This is a genomic window from Bifidobacterium apri (assembly GCF_009299485.1).
Taxonomy (GTDB): domain Bacteria; phylum Actinomycetota; class Actinomycetes; order Actinomycetales; family Bifidobacteriaceae; genus Bifidobacterium; species Bifidobacterium apri.
In genome coordinates, this window is the sequence record NZ_WBSO01000003.1 from 283,774 (window position 1) to 299,668 (window position 15,895).

At 56.8% G+C, this 15,895-nt stretch carries 17 protein-coding genes; 4 read left to right on the top strand and 13 right to left on the bottom strand.

The genetic code is table 11. The annotated features are described in order from the left end of the window. Positions 1-148: 148 nt before the first annotated feature. Positions 149-427 carry an IS1/IS1595 family N-terminal zinc-binding domain-containing protein gene (locus tag DSM100238_RS09690; RefSeq protein WP_420809195.1) on the top strand — a complete coding sequence of 93 codons (279 nt, stop codon included), beginning with the start codon at positions 149-151 and terminating at the stop codon, positions 425-427. Between the two features lie 185 nt (positions 428-612). Here the strand turns inward: DSM100238_RS09690 and DSM100238_RS03815 are convergent, their stop codons facing one another. The 8 genes from DSM100238_RS03815 to DSM100238_RS09460 form a co-directional block, all read right to left on the bottom strand. Then, on the bottom strand, positions 613-939 hold the full coding sequence (locus tag DSM100238_RS03815; RefSeq protein WP_205730680.1) for a MobA/MobL family protein: 327 nt from the start codon (positions 937-939) through the stop codon (positions 613-615). Between the two features lie 170 nt (positions 940-1,109). Further along, positions 1,110-1,283 (bottom strand): DUF3847 domain-containing protein, encoded by a 174-nt coding sequence (locus DSM100238_RS09740; protein WP_205730681.1) that lies wholly within the window; start codon positions 1,281-1,283, stop codon positions 1,110-1,112. Between the two features lie 380 nt (positions 1,284-1,663). Beyond that, positions 1,664-2,020 carry a GNAT family N-acetyltransferase gene (locus tag DSM100238_RS03825; RefSeq protein ID WP_205730682.1) on the bottom strand — a complete coding sequence of 119 codons (357 nt, stop codon included), beginning with the start codon at positions 2,018-2,020 and terminating at the stop codon, positions 1,664-1,666. A 198-nt stretch (positions 2,021-2,218) separates the two neighbouring features. After that, complete coding sequence (locus DSM100238_RS03830; protein ID WP_152355373.1) at positions 2,219-2,740, bottom strand: GNAT family N-acetyltransferase; 522 nt, start codon at positions 2,738-2,740, stop codon at positions 2,219-2,221. Positions 2,741-2,784: 44 nt separating this feature from the next. Next, on the bottom strand, positions 2,785-3,219 hold the full coding sequence (locus tag DSM100238_RS03835; RefSeq protein WP_205730683.1) for a GNAT family N-acetyltransferase: 435 nt from the start codon (positions 3,217-3,219) through the stop codon (positions 2,785-2,787). Positions 3,220-3,366: 147 nt separating this feature from the next. Continuing rightward, positions 3,367-3,711 carry a TnpV protein gene (locus DSM100238_RS03840; RefSeq protein ID WP_152355375.1) on the bottom strand — a complete coding sequence of 115 codons (345 nt, stop codon included), beginning with the start codon at positions 3,709-3,711 and terminating at the stop codon, positions 3,367-3,369. A 164-nt stretch (positions 3,712-3,875) separates the two neighbouring features. After that, on the bottom strand, positions 3,876-4,328 hold the full coding sequence (locus DSM100238_RS09455; protein ID WP_205730684.1) for a DUF4368 domain-containing protein: 453 nt from the start codon (positions 4,326-4,328) through the stop codon (positions 3,876-3,878). A 51-nt stretch (positions 4,329-4,379) separates the two neighbouring features. After that, positions 4,380-4,613 (bottom strand): hypothetical protein, encoded by a 234-nt coding sequence (locus tag DSM100238_RS09460; protein ID WP_205730685.1) that lies wholly within the window; start codon positions 4,611-4,613, stop codon positions 4,380-4,382. 38 nt (positions 4,614-4,651) lie between these two features. On the opposite strand from DSM100238_RS09460, the gene DSM100238_RS03850 reads away from it, so the two are divergent. After that, on the top strand, positions 4,652-5,368 hold the full coding sequence (locus DSM100238_RS03850; RefSeq protein WP_167511014.1) for an HAD family hydrolase: 717 nt from the start codon (positions 4,652-4,654) through the stop codon (positions 5,366-5,368). Positions 5,369-5,444: 76 nt separating this feature from the next. Here DSM100238_RS03850 and DSM100238_RS03855 read toward each other — a convergent pair whose 3' ends face one another. Together DSM100238_RS03855 and DSM100238_RS09515 are read right to left on the bottom strand one after the other, a co-directional pair. Further along, positions 5,445-6,137, bottom strand: coding sequence for a LuxR C-terminal-related transcriptional regulator (locus DSM100238_RS03855; RefSeq protein WP_152355377.1), 693 nt, complete (start codon positions 6,135-6,137; stop codon positions 5,445-5,447). Further along, positions 6,134-7,804, bottom strand: a complete 1,671-nt coding sequence (locus DSM100238_RS09515; protein WP_276608010.1) for an ATP-binding protein — start codon at positions 7,802-7,804, stop codon at positions 6,134-6,136. The genes DSM100238_RS03855 and DSM100238_RS09515 overlap by 4 nt, the downstream gene beginning before the upstream one ends. A 113-nt stretch (positions 7,805-7,917) precedes the next feature. Here DSM100238_RS09515 and DSM100238_RS03865 point away from each other — a divergent pair, with 113 nt between their 5' ends. Both DSM100238_RS03865 and DSM100238_RS03870 read left to right on the top strand, forming a co-directional pair. After that, positions 7,918-9,801, top strand: a complete 1,884-nt coding sequence (locus DSM100238_RS03865; protein WP_167511015.1) for a PspC domain-containing protein — start codon at positions 7,918-7,920, stop codon at positions 9,799-9,801. Further along, positions 9,798-10,523, top strand: coding sequence for a hypothetical protein (locus DSM100238_RS03870; protein WP_152355379.1), 726 nt, complete (start codon positions 9,798-9,800; stop codon positions 10,521-10,523). Before DSM100238_RS03865 ends, DSM100238_RS03870 begins: the two co-directional genes overlap by 4 nt. 206 nt (positions 10,524-10,729) lie before the next feature. On the opposite strand, the gene DSM100238_RS03875 is transcribed toward DSM100238_RS03870, so the two are convergent. The 3 genes from DSM100238_RS03875 to DSM100238_RS03885 all read right to left on the bottom strand — a co-directional run bounded on the left by DSM100238_RS03875 (position 10,730) and on the right by DSM100238_RS03885 (position 15,430). Further along, a complete protein-coding gene (locus DSM100238_RS03875; RefSeq protein ID WP_152355380.1) occupies positions 10,730-12,508 on the bottom strand; it encodes an alpha/beta hydrolase family protein in 1,779 nt (592 codons plus the stop codon). After that, the gene (locus DSM100238_RS03880) at positions 12,505-13,200 is read right to left on the bottom strand and encodes a DUF4125 family protein (protein WP_152355381.1); all 696 of its coding nucleotides are present in this window, start codon (positions 13,198-13,200) and stop codon (positions 12,505-12,507) included. Before DSM100238_RS03880 ends, DSM100238_RS03875 begins: the two co-directional genes overlap by 4 nt. 154 nt (positions 13,201-13,354) lie before the next feature. After that, complete coding sequence (locus DSM100238_RS03885) at positions 13,355-15,430, bottom strand: DUF4037 domain-containing protein (protein WP_152355405.1); 2,076 nt, start codon at positions 15,428-15,430, stop codon at positions 13,355-13,357. Positions 15,431-15,895 lie beyond the last annotated feature (465 nt).

Here is a 15,895-nt window from a genome sequence, read left to right on the forward strand (position 1 = left end):
GCGACACGGTGGCTGATGCATCCGCGGTGAACCCCAACAGCGCATCTGAGGCATATAGGAACCAAAGTTATTGCTGATAATCCCCGCGGGCGTTGTGGCCGTAAGTGTGTCGGGGTGTCGGACTTGGTTCCTGTGTCTTCATGGAGTGATGAGGACACGATCGAACAGGGCCCCGGAGTGTGGATTGTGCGGGTCGAGGATGAAGAAGAACGGCCATGACCGGCTCGGGCGCCAACGCTGGATGTGTCCGGGTTGCAGGACGACGGGCGCGACACGCGGCCTTCCCAGACGACACCGTGTCCTCGCAGGCGAATGGGCATGCTACATGAAGAGCGCCAAGCCGGATCGCCATACCGGACGGCATCGATGCCCAATTCCGCAACCGACCACACCGTCCAAAATGAACGCCACGACTGTTCAGAAATAGTGACGAAACCGTCCACATCTAAGTGAACACAAACAACAGACGGAACCTTCGACGGAGACGCCCCGGAACCCGGCACCTCAATCGAATGACTGACCTGCACATGCCCGTCTTGAACACCTGAACGAGAAGTCTAAAGCAATGACTTTGGTTCCTATATGCCGCGAAGTCAACCACCATGCCCCGGCTCACAAACTGCCCAATAAAAATTGCCTTGCAAGAGCGATGTTTTCCTCAAGGGAGAGCTCATTCTGCAAGGCAATGTCAAAGATGTATGCAAGCTGAGCGTTCTTTCCACGCTCGGCTTTTTCCACGGCGTTCCATAGTGTTTGACGGTCTGCGTATTCGGGCGGTGCATGGGACGGCAGGAGAATGTCGGAACAGATCACGCCGCCCTTACGGGTGTAGTCGCTGTACTCGCCATAATACTTGCTATACAAACGCTCTCTGGCTCGATAAGCGGCAGAAGCAATAACGGACTGTCCTGCGCTTCGTTTGGTCTGTGTGACACTCATATGGAATAGTGGCATTGACGTTCATCTGCTTTTCTCTGTTGACTTTACTGATATGGGTAATCGCCATGTGTCGGACGGCTCGCTGAACTTCGGACAGAGAAAAAAAGATGTACTCCATCAGCTCTGTTATTCCGGTGTGTGTGAGATCTTTGACCTCCGGGGCAAGACTCTCAATCGTGCCGCCCGGATTTGCAAGGGCGGTGGGTGCGCTTTTGTCTCTCGCCTTTCTCCAGATACTTCTTTCGGTTTTCCGGACGCTCCAGCTTGTGCTGTTCCCGTGCAAGCCGCGTCTCGGCTCTCTCCTTATCGGCTCGTAGTTGTTCGAGGGTTTTCGGTTTTGCCATGTTGTTTGATCTCCTTTTTTGAAAATGGGGATAAAAAAAAGACCGTCAACTGTTCACAGATTGCGACCAGTAAACGGTCAGTTTTTTGGTATTCAGTTTTTCAAACTTGCTGGCGGCGAACGGTTTGTCAAAACCGTTCGCCGCCAGCAAGTCCACAAGGGATAGACGCACAAGCGTCGCATGGGAGTGTAGCTCCCTTGACGGAAGATCGTGACGAAACGTTCTTGGTCATGTAGTTTTCTTCTGCTGACGGAGAATGAAGCTCCGCAGGACACACTACTCCCGAAAGAAAGTATAGAAGTGCACCCTTTAGTTCCTAAGGGGATTGTATCAGCTCGACAAACTGGAAGTCATCTTTACGTTGTACTGCCTTTTTATACTTACACTAAGTATTTTTCAAGGCATACTAACTGCACATCAGGAATACCGTTAAATACACATTTTACAACACCAATTTCTTCATATCCCAACTTTCGATATAAATTTCTTGTCTTTGCGTTTCGCACATTTGTGTCCATGCGCAGTGCGATACAATTATGCCGCTTTGCATAATTTTCATAAAATGCTACGAATGCCTTACCGTACCCTTTACTCTTTTGGTATGGGTCAACTGCCAAACCATGCAGTACCATGATTTCATTGTCTTTTGCACTATGTTTCCATGTTGCATACTTGTATTCATCCGCCTGGATTTGATTGATGATAGCTACCGCTACAATTTTGCCTTCGTCCTCCATGACGAATAAATCTTTCGCTCCAAAGCATCTTCAGCTGTTTTTCTGGTCGGATGTATATTTCGAATCCAACCAATTGTAGTCAATTCCTTTTCTTCCTCATCGTGTATGTTTCCATATATTTTTCGATACTATCTATATCATTTGTTGTTGCTCCCTGTATTTCCATTATCATAATAACATCTCCTGCCACAAATTTGTTTATAACACTTTTTCAAGGAATAAATGCCCTTCATGTGCTATGATATTGCCTACTTTCATAGAAGCAGTTGAAACAACTTGAAAACCTAATTTCTTATATAGCGATACCGCAGGAATATTTTGATTTCCAGTGTCAAGCCTTAATGCTTTACAAGAATTATTCTTTGCCATTTCCATAGCGTACCTAACAAGAGAAGAGGCTATGCCTTTTCCTGTCATGCTGGGACGCACCATAAGCAAGTGAATTACCATAACTTCATTGTTTGTGCACGCCTGTTCCCATTTAATGTCTTCATACTCAATGGGCTGTACTTTGTCGACAATTATGCTTCCTGCAATATTGTCATCAACTTCATAAACATACAATGTTCCAGAAATTATAGCTTTTTCTGCGTCCCATTTAGTTGGATATACACCTTTTTTGAAAACTGTAAAAGCGCCATGTTCCATTTCATGTCTGAAATGCTCGTTATATGTATCTTCAATCAATTCAAGATCATTAAAGGTTGCTTGCCTAATCATACGGTATGTTTTCTCCTAAAACATGAATTTAATATTATTATTCTTTACATACTGAACAAAGGCAGATTTTCTTTATTGGTTATCGATTTACTATAAAATCCTAAAAAATCCTTTTTCTCCCAACCTCTATCTATCCAAAACTTCTTGCCTTGCTCATTTGTTTCCATCACATTTAAGCATACTCTGGTAATGCCTTCTTCTTGCAATGACTTCACGGCCATATCCACCAAATTGGTAGCAATGCCTTGTCTGCGATATTCCGGCAAAACAACCGTGTGATAAATATAACCTCGTCTACCATCGTGTCCGCTTAATATCGCTCCTATCAACTTGTTATCATCGTAAGCAACAAAGTTTGTATTAGGATTTCGCTTTAAAAAAAGGGAAATGCCTTCTTTTGAATCGTCTAAACTTCGTAAGCCCATGTTGGGTGTACTTTGCCACATTTCAAAAAGCTTTTCATAGTCATCTATTGTCATCTTTTTTATCATATTCAGTCACTCCAATAAATTCCGATTTCTTGTCTACTTACGCTTTCAAATTATGCCATAAACTTGTAACGATTCTATTGCAACTTTGGAATATATGAGAAAAGTCTGAACAGCTTTCTGCCCGGACTTCCTCTCTCAATAATAAATCAATTCCGCTTTCGCAACTTCCTCTGCCTGTGCCTTGCAAGCGTTCATTTGCCGTACCCATTCCATTTGGTTTTCGGCTTTCAGTTGTTCGGTCACGCCGTTTTGCTTTGCCAGCGACCGCATGATCAGCTCCATGCGGTTTTGTGCCGCTTCGTCAATCTCGGTGCAATGCTCAAAGAGCTTGTCGGATAGCACCAGCTCATTGAACAATATCGGGTGGTGCATTTCCAGATACTCTTTGCGAAGTATGCCGTAGTGTCCGATGGGCTTGGTCTTGCGGATAACGATGTTGGGGATTCGATAATCTCCATTCTGCGAGTAAGTGATGTTCATGGTGTTTGTCCTCCTTGCTGCGGCTCTCGTGTGGGTAGCTGGCTGACCGGAACGAACACGCCCTTTGCAATGTCCTCTGCACGAATGGCGGCTTTCTGGGCTTCAATTTCTGCCTTTTCTTCTCTTTGATTTTAGCCTCGTATCGCTTCTGTGCTCCGCTGGCTTTACGCTTCAAGTAGTTCTGATGAAGTCTTGTCCTTGCGTTCCTCACGCTTGGAGATTTCCTCTAATTCCTCTGGGGCCAGCTCCGCTTCGCCAAATACCGGGGGAACGAAACGACCCACGAAATTGAAGTACATCTCAACCTCCTGTGTGGTCTGAATGCTGCCCTTGCGGTCACGCTCATTCACAAGGATTTTCTCGATAAATTCATTGAGCATGGCAATCGTCAACTTGTCGAAGTTCTCATACTTGTCAATCAGAGCGATAAAACGGTCAGCGTCCTTTTCATGCTTCTCGTAGCTCTTGATTGCCTTTTCCAAAGCAGAGATTTCAGCGGTAAGCTCGGACTGTTCCTTTTCGTATTGAGCGTCCAGAGTGGCGTATCTGCTATCGGACAGCTTTCCCAAAATGTTGCCCTCATAGATTTTACAGAGCAGGACTTCCAGCTCGGACACTCTCTGCTGGGCGGTAGCAAGGCGTGTGCGCTGTTTCCTGACCTCTGCCGCCTACTGGCTGGGCTGCGCTTCCTGTACCACTCGGACAAATTCGGCACGGTCATGTTTTGCATACTCGTCAATGGCTTTGAGCATTTCGGAGACAAGAGAAAGTACCACATCTTCATTGATACGGTGCTGTGTCTTGCGGAGCGTTCCGACCAGGACTTTGGTGTACTGTGAACAGGTGTTGAGAAATGCACTTGCCGTTGTTGGCACCTCCGGCGACACGGTGAGCTGATGCATCCGCGGCGGTCGACATCAACATGCGCGACAATATGAATATGAGCGAGCACAATCACGACACCACCGGCAGCAGCGATCGCAACGACATTGTCAGCAGTAATCACGAGACATCATGGAACCCCGATGAGACCGTCATCGCCTCACAAGGCGGGCCGATCGCCGACGTGATATTCGATTATTGCGACGTCCTGCTTGACTGGCGCCCTTGGCGTGCGCTCGAAGGGCTGTATCCGCAGGGTGTGATCGACATGTTTTTCGACTCCGCAGACGAGTGGGGTTTTGATTTCATCGACCGTCTGCTCGATTCCGGCGTGCCGCCGCAGGACGTCCTAACTGAATACGCGCGGCATCATGGTCCTGCGGTCACGTGGGTGCTGCGCATGTGGCTCGAGCACGAGGAACGCGCAATTTTTGGTGTGCTCGACGGCATGGATCAGTTGGTTGATGATTTGCAATCCGACGGTGTGCGCGTATGGGGATTGACGAATTTCACAACCGAAGCGGTTGATATCGCGCATTCGCGATTCGGGGTGTTCAGCCGGCTGCTTGATACGGTCGTCTCGTCGCAGGAGCGTCTGCTGAAGCCCGATCCCGCCCTGTATTTGCGTGCGATTGACCGGTTCAAGGTCGATCCCCAGTCCACGGTGTTCTTGGATGACAATCCGCGTAACGTGCGTGGAGCGCGGGTCGCTGGCCTGCGGGGTGTGACATTCCGGTCCGCAGCGCAGGCGCGTTCGGTGCTCGGATTGTCCTGATCATGGTGCCGACATGGCTGACCGGGTGATGCAGTCGGCCTAGATGGCATCGGTATGGTTGCCATCGCCCGCGTATTCATACAATCCGCCGGTCTGCCGCCCAGCGCGTCAGCTCGGTCCGGTTGGACAGTTGGAGTTTGCGCAACACCGCGCTGACGTGGGTTTCCACGGTTTTGACCGAGATGAACAATTCGGCGGCGACTTCCTTGTACGTGTATCCGCGGGCGATCAGCCGCATGACTTCCTGCTCGCGGGCGGAGAGCCGGTCGAGCTCGTCATCGTGGATTTCGCCTTCCGGTGCGACGCCGCCGTTTTGGAAGGCGGACAGCACGAATCCGGCGAGTTTGGGCGAGAATACGGCGTATCCTTCGTGAACTTGCCGGATGGAACTGGCTAAGTCATCACCGGTTATCGTCTTGGTCACGTATCCGCGCGCTCCCGCTCGGATCACCGATCCGACGTCCTGGGGTGAATCCGAGACGCTCAGCGCGAGGAATACGGATGCGGGGGAGAGCGGGTGCGAGCGGGTGAGGATTTCCGTACCGCCGCCGCCTGCGCCGCCGGGTACATGCACGTCGAGCAGTACGACATCGGGCTTGGTCTCGGCAATCATCTCGATTGCCCCCTCGACATCACCCGCCTGCCCGACGATATCGAACGCCGGTTGCAATGTGGCGATGACACCCGCTCTGAACATCTCGTGGTCGTCGACGACGGCGACGCGGATGTCAGCGTCGTCTGCGGTATTGCCTTGTTCGCTGGTGCTCATTGCTCCTCGATTCCTGATGCCCTGTGCTGGTCTGCACTGAGCTGGTCTGCCCTGTGCTGGTCGTTGCCTGCGCTGTCCATCATATGCGTGTGTGCGTTGGCGGTATTCGACGTGCCGCCGATAGGCATGTGCATACGCACTTCGGTGCCCCAATGCGGTCGTGACACGATGTGCACGGTGCCTCCGCGGCGTTTGATGCGGCCGATGATGGACTCGCGGATGCCAAGCCGACCTTCGGGTATGGCATCCACATCGAATCCTTCACCATGGTCGCGCACATAGACGTCCACGGTTGTCGTTCCGGCCTCGCAATAGACGGAAATCGGTTCCCCGCCGTGCGTGACCGCGTTGATCAGCGCTTGACGGGTGGCGTTCAGCAGCGCGTCGGTCTGGGTGCATGGCTGTGCATCGCCGACTGTTACCACTTCAATCGCTTTGCCTGACTCGTCTTCGACTTCGGCGGCGATGTCTTTGATGCCCGTGCTGACGGATGTGTCTGGTGGCGTGCGCTCTTGATACAGCCAGTTGCGCAGTTCGCGCTCCTGCTGGCGGGCCAGGGCGAGCACGGTCTGCGGTTCGTCGCTGTGCAGTTGGATGAGTGCCAGCGTTTGCAAAACCCCGTCATGCAGGTGCGCGGTCATATCCGCGCGTTCTTCTTCGCGTTCTTTGAGCGCGCGTTCGGTGCTGAGGGAGCTCGTCAGCGACATGATCCATGGAATGACGGCGAGCGCGGCTGCCACGAGCAGAGCGACCCCGGCGAGCATGATGGTGCCGCGCGGGTTCGGGGCGTCGGGTTGCAGGAGGATTGCCAGGCAGTATGCGGCGACGAGGATGACGAGCCCCAAGATGGCGGTCGGCCATTGGCTGCCTTGCTCGTTGAATCTCAGCCATGCGATGAGCACGCCGCCGACGGTCATCATGGCGGGCAGAAGCATGGTGGTTTCTCCCGTGCGCAGCATGATGATACTGATGACGAGCATGATGATGCCGGCCAAGGCGATGATGGCGGGTTTGGGTGCACGCCGGATTGCGTCCATCAGGCTTTCGCCGGATGTTTCCGTGCCGGTGGTGGCGGCGTTATTGGTGTTGGCTGCGGTTGGCGAGCGAAGACTTGGCGATGCCGCTGCGCCTTGTGGTATCGCCGTGCTGGTGCTGGTGCTGGTGCTGGTGCTGGTGCCGCGTGCGGGCGTTGCCAGTTCAGCGATGCCGGCCTGTCCCGCTGCCCCACCGGCCCAGGGGACGGCGGCTTGTCTGTAGAATGCCGGTGGTGTCGCCGGCTGCGTAGGATAGGGGACATTGCCTCTCGCCAGGGGGACTTGATGGACAGGTCGCAGCCGTTGTGCTTCGAGTCTGGGATCGCCGACCGGTATGGTCAGCCACAGAAAAATATAGGCGATGATACCGGCGCCGAACACGAACGAGGTGAGGATGAACACGAGTCGTACCAGCCATACGGATACGCCCAAATGAAGGCTGATGCCACGGCAGACCCCGCACAGCATTCTGCCGTATGTCGGTCTGAGCAACGGCAGTTTCGCGGGGGCGAGCGGCGCGACACCACCATACGGTTGAGCACCATACAGTTGGGCGCCATATGGTTGGGCGCTTGTCGGCCGGGTTGCGGGCGGAACTTCCGGCTGTCGCGGCGCGTTCGATACAGATGTCATGGTTCCATTGTGCGCCCCCGAAGGCCAACGATAGGGGTTCATACCCTGTTTTCAGGGATAAATCGGGTGTTTCCCCGATACGTTCGGCGGTGAAGGATTGCTGTAATGGAAGCATGAACGATACACATGATCAAGCAGAACAGCCGATGCCGCAACGGCAGCCTGGCGATACGGCGGCGCAGCCGACGCAATCAACGCAGCCGGGGCAATCCGCGCAATCAACGTCATCGGCATGGCAATCGCAATCCGGCGAACCGCAAGGCCGTGGCAGCCAACAAAGCCGTGACGGCAATGCTCAACGCCAATACGCCAATTCCTCGGCGGCAGGTCAGTTCGACGCCCGGAACGGCAATTGGTATCCTTCCAGCCAGCCCGAACCGCACAAGAAACCTGCACGCGACTGGCGCGACGTGTTGTTCGGTTGGATCAGGCAAAGCAATCTGGTTCGTACCGATGACCGGTATATCGGTGGCGTGTGCGCCGGCATCGCCCACCGGCTGGGCTGGAATCCTGCGCTGGTTCGTGCCATCGTGATCATCCTCGCGTTCTGCGGCGGATTCGGTATCTATGCGTACGTGTTCGCGTGGCTGCTGATGCCGGACAGCGTTGATGGGCATATCATCGCCGAAGATGTGCTGCACGGCGGGGACGGCTGGCAGTGGGTGTTCGCCCCGATCGCCATGCTCGCCGTCACCAGTGTGGCGATGTCTTGGCTGATGAGCGTGCATTGGCGTTGGGATGTCACTGCCGCGGTGATGCTGGTTGCGCTCGCCTTGGTATTGGTGATGTTCAACGCGACATCGTATCGTGGCCGGCGGCAACGTCCGATGGCTGCCCCCATGCCGATGCAGGCCGCACCCATGCCGGGCAATCCCGCTGTCCGCCCGCAGCCGGCCGAAGTCCGCCCCGCGCAGCCGTCGCCATACCCGCAATACAACGGGTACAGCGGAATGCCTTCCTCCCGCCCGGTCGTGCCCGCCCAACCCCGTGTGATACGCACGAGACGCAAGCCTGCCGGTCCGCTGATCGTACTCGCCTCGTTCGGGCTGGTGCTGCTGTCCGCGGCGCTCATGGTGTTCTGGTATATGAACCAGCATCATGAGGAACCTCAGCTGGTCAGCATGGTTGCTTCGGCGACCGGCTGGATCGGATGCGTGTGCGTGGCACTTGGCGCGTTGCTGGTCATTCTCGGTATCCGCGGTCGCAGAACGGGTGGTTTGCATCCGCTGGTGTGGCTGTCCGCGTTCATCGCGATGGTCATGATGTTCACCGCGGGAGCGACCGGTTACTGCCTGGCTGATATCAACCGGCAAGCGGAACACTATGAGCGGGTTGATGTCAATGGCTCGATGACGTTGAGCGCGGACAAGGCGACGCTCAAACAGCTGACCGATGGCGTCTACTTTGTCGGCGACAGCTATTCTGGCGACAAGGTGACCATCGATTTGAGCGACTACGGCAAACGGTATGGCACACACAAGATGACTGATATTGAGCATCAGTACCTGTCGTACTGTCCGACCGGCACGTATCGGATCGTCGCGAGCAACGTGCAAGTGCAGGTGAAACTGCCCAAGTATTGCACGTACGCGTTTGAGACGATGGGAGGATTCCAGCGCTACAGCGTCGGCGGGGAATACCTGCTGTACGATTCGACGTTCGCCCAGGTGGGCGCCGATGCCGGCGTGTACTTCGGCTACGATGCGTCGCTGAATCAGGAAGGCCATGTCGCCAATCCGCCCGCAAAGACAAAGGATTCCGGCAAAGCGAAAGACAATAGCGCAGATGACGACGCGGACATGGATGACGATGACGATGACGAGGATTTCGACGATTTCGATGACTTTGATGATTCACCCACCGATATCGTGACCGGTCCGGAACTGCGCATCAAGGCGTCAACCATCCAGGCGAAAGTCAGTGCGACGTACGGCGGCAACGGCAAGGGCTACGTCCGCATCTACGATGACACCACCAAGAAAGAGGCCACGAAATGAGTGAAGTCAACAATTCGGATCAGGACAAGGTCGAAACCGTAGCCATGCAGCAGGTTGACGCGGCTGAGCGTCCGGCGGACACGGCGGTGATGCCGCAGGCGACGCTGCGGGAACCCGCCGAGGCGACTGCTGACACGATGGTGATGCCACGGAACGCGGATACGGAAGTCATCCCACAGGCCGCTTCACAACAGGATGCGCAAGCGCCGGGAGATACGACGGTGATGCCGCAGACGGCTTCGACGGCGGAACCAGATGTGGCTTCGTCGGACGCGCAGACTCCATCCGTCCATCCCGCCGCCCCGCGGACTGATATTCCGCTTGATGAACTCGCCCGCCAGCGGCAGACTGCCGGCGAGGAACCTCAACAATCGCATCCGCTCGGCGACAACACGGTCCCGATGTACACGGGGACTCCGGCCGGCCCTGTCACGGCGGCGTCTTCGACGGCAGCGGTGATTCGCACGCCGGCACCCAGCGGTGTCAACGCCGGTACCGTGGTACTTGGCGTGCTGCTGGTCGTGTTGGGAGTGGCGGCAATCGTCATGGCGGGAATGGTGCCGAACTGGCCGTTTGGCCAAGTCGACCCGTGGGTTGTCGCCGCGGTGAGTATCGGCGTTGCCGGTGTCGCATTGGTTGTCATCGCCATCGTCTGGGCGATCATCAACGCTACGGCCAGCGCCCGTCGCGATCGCGACAAGTCAGCGGACGCCGTTCACTGATTATCCGTCCCGCTTCCTGAGCGTAGACAGTCGGCCAATTCCCGTCTGCCTACGCTCCGTCATTGTCGCATCAATCCTCTGTTTCTGGCAGAGGGTTGCTCTGTTTCTGCCGACGCTGACATCCTGCTGAGCGTCGGTGGAAGGTTGGGGTTCTGTTGCTGCCGACGCTGACATGCCGCTCAGCGTCGGCAGCAACAGGGGATGGGTTATCTCAGACCCCAGAACATGAACACGATGATGGACAGCACCAGCGCGGCGATGGCGAGGACAGTGACGATGACATGTCCCATACCGGTTGCGATGGACGGTTCTTCGGGATTTCGGCGGATATGATGCATCACCATCGTGAACAGAACGAACAGCAGGAGCAGACAAGCAGCAGCGCCAATTTGCAGCATGGTCCAGCCTGGTCGAAGCACGTCGGCACGGTTGGACAACGACAATGCCGCCTTCCCGAGCGTGGCCAAGTACCAACCCAATCCGCCCGCAGTCAGCACGGGGAGCGTGACGCACGCGACGAGCATCGCGCCGATGCCGCGCCCGAATCGCGGTGTGTTGCCGGATGGCGTATGCTCCGCCAGCGCGTCGCCCGCCGATGATGCCAGCGTCGTCATCATCGCTGACGTTACCGTTGGCATCGACGCTCCTGCCGCGTGTGCGGAATTGCCGCGGGCGGGCACGCGTGTTCGTGCTCCACGCAGCCGTCCGCTAACCCACAACACGATTGCCCCGACAGCCGCGGCGATCACACACAGGATTTGCGCGGCCATCAGGGCAAGCGCTTGGGACACCGAACCGATCATCCCGCGCGGAGTGCTGGAAGGGGCCGTGAATCGTTGATGCGGTTGGCTTCCGGCAATCATCGGCGTGGACCAGTCCGCTGCGGTGGCGCCTGCAATGACGGCGTTGGTCCAATCTTCCAGGTCATGCGTGTAATGCCGTTCCAACGGCAGACCGGGCAACGACAGCGACGAACCGGTACGCATCTGATGATTCGTCGGATAGTATCGCACGGTCACATTCGTATTGCCGTTGGCCTTCGCCGCATCAATCAGCGTGCGCGCGCCCTGCTCGATCGGCATCGACGGGTCGACGGTTCCGTAATTGATGAGCAACGGCATCGTAAGGGCGGCATAATAATCTTGCGCAGGAAAATCCGCATATTGCAGCCCGACCAGCGAGAAATCAAGGCTGATCAGTGTCGGCAACTCGTCAACCACGCTTTGCGGCGCACCCGCGATGGTCGCATACGAAGTCGCCGCCATGGCCATTTGGTCGCGTCCCGGCACCACCGGCGGGGAGGTGAGGATCATGAACGCGATACGCGGCTGTTGCTTCGCCATCACACTCGCGATCCACGTGCCTTCGGATTCCGCGTATACGCCGACCTGCGACGGGTTGACGTTGTCTAATCCGGCAAGCAGCTTCCACGAGACGAGATAGTCCCTGGCCATGGCCTGATAGTCGCGGCTCGTCCACGAATAGTTGTCCAGCCGTTTGTCCGGAACCAGCGTGACGATGCCGGCAGACGCCATCGCCGGGGCGATATCGCCGTACACTTCGGACGCTTTGCCTGTGCCGGCGCCATGCACGAACACGCATGCCGGGCGTGTGCCGTGCGCTCCGATCGGTTCGCGCAAAATCGCGTTCACACTGACCGTGTCGGTGAGTTTGATGGTCAGTTTCGTCGTTTTGACTTTGTATGTGCCCTCTTGCGCGGTCGACAGGTTGCGTGCCGCGATCGCGGTGCTTGACGAGCCGACCGTGATGTGATCCGTATACGGTTCCACTCGCCAGCTTGCGCCGATTGCGGAACCGATGCCGGCAAGGATGACGAGTATCACCAGCGCCGCGCCTTCGACCATCATGAGCCGATGCCGTTTCCGTGCTGGTGCGGTGTGTGCCGTTGTGCCCTGTTCCGTATGGTCGTCGGTGGTGGTGTCCAAGGCGGTATCCCTGTCTGTGCTCTCGTTGTCGTTCTTCATGCCTGTATCGTCCCGGATTCGTCGCTTTGTGCAGCTTGTGCGGCCTGTGCTGCTTGTGCCGCTTGCGCTTCGTCGAGTCCCGCATACCCGTCCAAACGCACGGTGTTGCGCACGGTCTGCTCGGTCAGGTTGCCTCCCTGCGCTGCAATCGCGTCCACCAACCGTTCGTACTCGGTGAACGTGGCGTCCGAATATGTGCCTAATTCGCCACGCAGATACGTTTCGAACGAGGTCTGCTCCGGCGTGTCTTCCGCGGTGGTGAGGACACGCATCGCCCCGCCGAGCGCCGGCCAGCGTTGGGCGAATGCCCGCGCCCACGCGACCTGTCGGACGATAACCTGCTCCTGCCGGGCGATCCTATCCTCAGACAGGCGGGGAATATACGGTTCGATGCGCTCACGGTAGATATCCGGGGCCGTGGAAGCCATCATCCGCGCATACTTTTCAGTCACCAGGTTGCGTCCGATACGATCCGCCTGCCGCAAATCATGTTCATAACTGGCCAACAACGCCGGCGTCCACGTGAGGAACTGGCTTAATCGCATCTCATGGAACATCGGCCAATTACCTTGGCATGCCGCACGCCCGCCTTCATTATCCGTGCGCTGGAACTGGTCCCATTCCAGCCGGATCACCGTTTCAAGCAGCGGATCATCGGCACGAACCGGAATCATCGGCAACTCCTGGGACATGAAACCTTCTTTCCTGACGACACGGGACATCTGCCATGATATCCACGCCGGTCCTGCCGCTCGCAGGCTGATTCGCCGCCAGCGCTATCAGCTTGTGCAAACCTGTGCCGATGCGGCAATCCCGCTTGTCGGCTTCTGCATGCGCCGGTACGGTTTACAGACTATGCAAGCAGGCGGCATCGCTGACGATATGCGCTTCGACGTGGGGCCGCTGCCATTCCAGGAACCGCTCGTCACTGTCGGTCAGGCCTTCACGCTTGAGTTCAGCGACGATATTCGCGCATATGGCATCAATCAACGCATCCATGGCCGAAGCGGCATCCTGTGCGTGCCCGCTGTCGTCATAGCAAGCGACGCCAGCCAAGCGCAACACCTGCTCCACCTTGCCGCACACGCCGGCGAGCCGCGTCCCCATCCGAGCGCTCAAACGACGCAACGCGGCGAAACGCCACTTGTAATACGGCGCATACCCGGCAGACACCGGCGTATTGATTAAAAACACCAGTGATGACACGGCATCTGCGAACATGCTGACCGACATCCATGCCGAACTGCCGTCACCGCGACGCAACATCCGCGGCAGATTGTATTGTCCCGCTTGGCTGATCATGCCCAGCCGCCGTGAAATCAACGACAACCGCACGTCGTCAGGCATCAGCTTGAAGCCTTGCCGCGTCTTGGAAAACGCCCCTAACGGGTCGGCGAATACCTGGCCGTTGGTCGCGGCGGCAAGGGTCGCTTCGTCCAGCATCAACCATTCATGCGGCTGGTCGGCGGCAGGGGCGGTTCGGTACCCGGTCACAGACTCGAAGAAATCGCCGATCCGGAATACGCCGACACGCCTGCCATCACCCTGGGCGCGTGGCGTGGACTGGCGCGGCCCGAAGCCGAGGAACCGGTCCGGCAGCGCATCATAATCGGCTTGCAGGCGCTCGCCGATGTGCGCGTAATCCTCGTCTGTCAGCCACAGGCAGAAGTCGGGCCCGAAATCATGGTCGTGGGAGAGCTTGTCGTCGAACCCGTAGCATTCCGAACCATGCCCGACCAATCCGGCGGCAATGCGCCCCTGGTACTGCGGGTATCGTTCGGCAATCATAGGTTTGCCGTATTCAAGCCACATGCGTTTGGCCAGCGCCAGCCCGGTGATGTCGGGGCTCAAATCATCGCCGACGGCCGATGCGTCAGGGAACGCAGTGGTTGTTGTGGTATCCGTGATATCGCTCGACATGCCGGACTGCTTCGCCTGTTGCGCCATCGCGTCTTCGGCCGCTTGCAGGTTCTGACTGGTGGTCCGGTAATAATCCGTGTCGGTGCCGTAACATTCAGCGATCACGTCGAGGGCGTTGCGATACGACGTCACCGCCTCCGCGAACGCTCCTCGCGTGAACTGAACCTGTGCTGCTCCCGCCAACGCCGACGCGTAATGCGCACTATGCGTGAGCTTTCCTTGATGATAGATGTTGAGCGCTTGCCGGGCGTGCTCATCGGCATGGTCGAGCAGTTCGGACGTTGATTGTGTCCGCTCTGCGGCACTGCCGGCGGATTCATGATCGCGGGCATCATGCCACAATTGCAGTTCCACGAGCGCAAGATTGACATAGGTGGATGCGATATCGGGGTCGGTGTGCGGGTCGGCGCCCGAATCGTTGAGGATGGTCATGGCTTGCACAAGCTGGTCGTACGCCTTATCCGGGTGGCCGGTTTCGCTGTACAGCATGGACAGGTTATTGTGCAGCGCTGCCAGACGACGGTCATGTTTGCCATAGGTGGCGGCGGCGCTATCAAGCGCCTGCCGGTATAGGTCAGCCGCTTGGTCATAGTGATGCGCGGCCCGCATCGCGGTGGCGGCGTTGATCAGCGTCGTCGTCCACGCTTCGCTGCCGACAAGCCCCATGCGCAGGCCGAGTTCCAGCGCCCGCTGCACAATCCACTGGTTTTCCTCGTGCCGGCCTTGGGAACGGTAGAATCCCATCGTTTCGTTGAGTACGGTGAGCAGTCCGGCATCATCGCCGGCGTTTTCCGCATCGGCCATAGCCTGCTGCAGGTAGGCGTCCGCATCCTGACCGGCCCGATGCGCGCTGTAGATGGCATCCAGTCCGGAAAGGAACCTGTTCACGTCGAATGGGGCGACGGCGGCATGGCCATCCGTAGCATCTGTAGCGTCCTCTTCGGCGTCATCCGTGTCTTTGGCTGCCGTTGCAGCGGGGTCGCCACTGCCGAACAATGCCATCGGGTTGTTGGCCGCCATCAGCGCACCCATCAGGGCATCTTCGTCATGGTCGTGGCTGCTGTCATCGTCGGACATGTCGGGAATGTCGGCGGTGTCACGCCCTTGGATCGGATTGTTGTGATTCGTCATGATCCTGCCTCTCCAATTCCTGACTGCGCCACCGCAGGTATGCATTCACTGATCGTTGCAGCGCGTTGTCATCGGGCTTGGGGTCTGTCCCTCTTTTCGCTATCAGGGCGGATATCATTTCTTGCTCGGTGTTATACCGCTCGACTGTGATGCCGCGGCTGCGCATGGTGTCCACCAGCCTATCAGACATGGCGTTCAGGCTGTCGTCCCCCGTTTTCAAAGTGCAAGTGCAACACCTCGGCTAGGGTTGTGGGTTGAAAGAGAAATAACAATCCCTGGAAAGGTGTTGCACCGATGCCATCCTACAATCACCTGACGGCAAGCGAGCGGGTCCTG

Coding starts and splice junctions, on each gene's coding strand:
- DSM100238_RS03840 (WP_152355375.1), bottom strand. CDS start 3,711: ATGAACATCACTTACTCGCAGAATGGAGATTATCGAATCCCCAACATC.
- DSM100238_RS03875 (WP_152355380.1), bottom strand. CDS start 12,508: ATGAAGAACGACAACGAGAGCACAGACAGGGATACCGCCTTGGACACC.
- DSM100238_RS09740 (WP_205730681.1), bottom strand. CDS start 1,283: ATGGCAAAACCGAAAACCCTCGAACAACTACGAGCCGATAAGGAGAGA.
- DSM100238_RS09460 (WP_205730685.1), bottom strand. CDS start 4,613: ATGCATCAGCTCACCGTGTCGCCGGAGGTGCCAACAACGGCAAGTGCA.
- DSM100238_RS03865 (WP_167511015.1), top strand. CDS start 7,918: ATGAACGATACACATGATCAAGCAGAACAGCCGATGCCGCAACGGCAG.
- DSM100238_RS03830 (WP_152355373.1), bottom strand. CDS start 2,740: ATGATTAGGCAAGCAACCTTTAATGATCTTGAATTGATTGAAGATACA.
- DSM100238_RS03880 (WP_152355381.1), bottom strand. CDS start 13,200: ATGTCCCAGGAGTTGCCGATGATTCCGGTTCGTGCCGATGATCCGCTG.
- DSM100238_RS03835 (WP_205730683.1), bottom strand. CDS start 3,219: ATGACAATAGATGACTATGAAAAGCTTTTTGAAATGTGGCAAAGTACA.
- DSM100238_RS09515 (WP_276608010.1), bottom strand. CDS start 7,804: ATGACATCTGTATCGAACGCGCCGCGACAGCCGGAAGTTCCGCCCGCA.
- DSM100238_RS03870 (WP_152355379.1), top strand. CDS start 9,798: ATGAGTGAAGTCAACAATTCGGATCAGGACAAGGTCGAAACCGTAGCC.
- DSM100238_RS03825 (WP_205730682.1), bottom strand. CDS start 2,020: ATGGAGGACGAAGGCAAAATTGTAGCGGTAGCTATCATCAATCAAATC.
- DSM100238_RS03815 (WP_205730680.1), bottom strand. CDS start 939: ATGAGTGTCACACAGACCAAACGAAGCGCAGGACAGTCCGTTATTGCT.
- DSM100238_RS03850 (WP_167511014.1), top strand. CDS start 4,652: ATGAGCGAGCACAATCACGACACCACCGGCAGCAGCGATCGCAACGAC.
- DSM100238_RS03855 (WP_152355377.1), bottom strand. CDS start 6,137: ATGAGCACCAGCGAACAAGGCAATACCGCAGACGACGCTGACATCCGC.
- DSM100238_RS09690 (WP_420809195.1), top strand. CDS start 149: ATGAGGACACGATCGAACAGGGCCCCGGAGTGTGGATTGTGCGGGTCG.
- DSM100238_RS03885 (WP_152355405.1), bottom strand. CDS start 15,430: ATGGCATTGTTCGGCAGTGGCGACCCCGCTGCAACGGCAGCCAAAGAC.